The following is a 2,474-nucleotide window of genomic DNA, read 5'->3' on the forward strand; positions in this document are numbered from 1 at the left end:
GTATCGCTCCGGTGAGGGCCGCCTTGCGGTGATTGGCTGATATTTCGAGATGGCACCGGTGCAAGCGCCGGTGTTTGCACCGATACTAGGAACGGTGCGATGACTCAGATCACGGTAATTTCAGGCCCGGAGCGGCGGCGAGTATGGACGGACCAGCAGAAGCGCGAGTTGGTCGCGGCTGTTTCGGCTCCCGGGGCGAACGTGGCGGAGATTGCCCGCCGTGCTGACCTACGGCCGAACCAGATCTACAGATGGCGGCGGCAGATGGGTCAGGCAGCACGGGGCTTTGCCGAGGTGCAGGTGCAGACTGACCCGGTGCCGGTCATGGGATCGGCGATTATCGTCGAGTTTGATCGGGCGATCGTGCGTATTCCCGCTGGCGCTTCGCCTGGGTTGGTGTCGGCAGTGCTGCGGTCGGTCAAGCCGTGATCCCTGTACCCTCAGGCGTTCGGATATGGATCGCAACGGGGCACACGGACATGCGGCGCGGCATGCGCAGCCTGGCCCTGCAGGTGCAGCAGAGTTTCAGGCGGGATCCCCATGCCGGTGATCTCTATGTCTTCCGAGGGCGCCGTGGCGACCTGTGCAAGATCCTGTGGCATGATGGCGTTGGCATGTCGCTCTATGCCAAACGCCTGGAGCGGGGGAAGTATATCTGGCCATCGGCTGTAGATGGGGTAATTGCCATCTCCGCCTCCCAGTTGGCTTGCATGTTGGAGGCGATCGACTGGCGTAATCCGCAAGCAACCTGGCGGCCGACATTGGCCGGATAATCGATGCCGGAGAGCTAAAAAGCTAGAGATTTCGGTGCTTTTCTGCTATGCCTTTGGGCATGGGTGACGCGGCGCAAGCAGAGATCCAGAGCCTTCGCGCGCAGCTTGCCGCAGCCCAGGCTGTCGCCGCTGAAGTCGCCCGCATAAAGGCGATCAACGCCGACCTGGAAGCCCGCAACGCCCTTCTCCAACTGCAAAACGAGAAGATGCGCCGCACCCTTTTTGGTCAGCGATCCGAACGCACGCGCCATCTGCTCGACCAGATGGAGCTGACGTTCGAGGAGTGCGAGACCGCTGCCAGCGAAGACGAGGCGTTGGCCGCGTTGGCGGCAGCGAAGACCAATGTCGCGCCGTTCGAGCGCAAGCGGCCCGCGCGCAAGCCCTTGCCCGAACATCTGCCACGCGAGCGCGTTGTAATCGCTTCGCCCGATGCCTGCCCCTGCTGCGGCTCGGATCGGCTGTGCAAGCTGGGTGAGGATATCACCGAGACACTTGAGGTCGTGCCGCGCCAGTGGAAGGTGATCCAGACCGTGCGGGAGAAGTTCTCCTGCCGGGATTGTGAGAAGATCACCCAACCGCCAGCGCCGTTCCATGTGACGCCCCGCGGGCTATTTGGCCCCAGCTTCCTGGCGATGCTGCTGTTCGAGAAGTTCGGCGCGCATCAGCCACTCAACCGCCAGCGTGACCGCTACGCCCGCGAGGGCGTGGAACTGAGCCTTTCGACCCTGGCCGACCAGGTCGGCACCTGCACCGCTGCGCTGATGCCACTCTATCTGTTGATCGAGGCGCATGTCCTGGCCGCAGAGCGACTGCATGGCGACGATACGACGGTGCCAGTGCTGGCCAAGACCAAGACCGATACGGGCCGGATCTGGACCTATGTCCGGGATGATCGACCTTTTGGCGGACCGGCACCGCCAGCGGCGATCTTCCATTATTCCCGTGACCGGCGGGGCGAACATCCTGTGAGCCATCTGCGCAGTTGGAGAGGCATTCTCCAGGCCGATGCCTATGCCGGATATAATGCGCTGTTCCACGCCGACAGACTGCCAGCGCCACTGACCCGCGCCCTGTGCTGGAGCCATGCGCGCCGCTATTTCTTCGAGCTGGCCGATGTCGCCGCGCAGCTCAAGAAGCGCCGCAAGAAAGCGCCGGTCATCTCGCCGCTGGCGGTGGAGGCGGTCCGCCGTATCGACGTGATCTTCGACATCGAGCGCGCCATCAACAGCAGACCGGCACAGGAGCGTCTCGCCCTTCGGCAGGAACTCAGCGCACCGCTGGTTGCCGATCTGGAAGAATGGATGCGCGACAACCGGTCAAAGCTATCGAAGAACAGCGATGTGGCCGAGGCCATGGATTACATGCTCAAGGCATGGCCTGCATTTACTGCCTTCCTCGGCGACGGCCGCATCTGCCTCACGAACAACGCAGCTGAACGAGCGCTCAGGGGCATAGCTCTTGGCAGAAAATCATGGCTCTTCGCTGGGTCAGACCGCGGGGGTCAACGCACGGCCTTCATGTTGAGCCTCATCGGCACGGCGAAGCTCAACGACATCGATCCCCAGGCCTGGCTCGCCGATGTTCTCGCGCAGATCGCAGACATCCCACAGAGCCGTCTCCACGAACTGCTTCCCTGGAACTGGCGCGCCACAGACGATCAACGCCAAGCGGCCTGATCCGCGGTTCTCACCGGATGCATAC

At 62.9% G+C, this 2,474-nt stretch carries 3 protein-coding genes; all 3 read left to right on the forward strand.

Going from position 1 to position 2,474, the window contains the following annotated elements; genetic code table 11:
* Nucleotides 1-99 precede the first annotated feature (99 nt).
* Genes ACODR8_RS19850 through tnpC form a run of 3 tightly spaced genes read left to right on the forward strand, consistent with a single transcriptional unit; the run spans nt 100 to nt 2,449 of the window.
* Nucleotides 100-429, forward strand: a complete 330-nt coding sequence (locus tag ACODR8_RS19850; RefSeq protein WP_489008842.1) for a transposase — start codon at nt 100-102, stop codon at nt 427-429.
* Entirely contained in the window at nt 426-773 is a 348-nt protein-coding gene (gene tnpB, locus ACODR8_RS19855; protein WP_037490083.1) for an IS66 family insertion sequence element accessory protein TnpB, read from the forward strand. Before ACODR8_RS19850 ends, tnpB begins: the two co-directional genes overlap by 4 nt.
* Before the next feature lie 59 nt (nt 774-832).
* Nucleotides 833-2,449, forward strand: a complete 1,617-nt coding sequence (gene tnpC / locus ACODR8_RS19860) for an IS66 family transposase (RefSeq protein ID WP_489008843.1) — start codon at nt 833-835, stop codon at nt 2,447-2,449.
* The last annotated feature ends 25 nt before the right edge of the window (nt 2,450-2,474 follow it).

The sequence above is a fragment of the Sphingobium sp. FG58 genome (genome assembly GCF_057809055.1).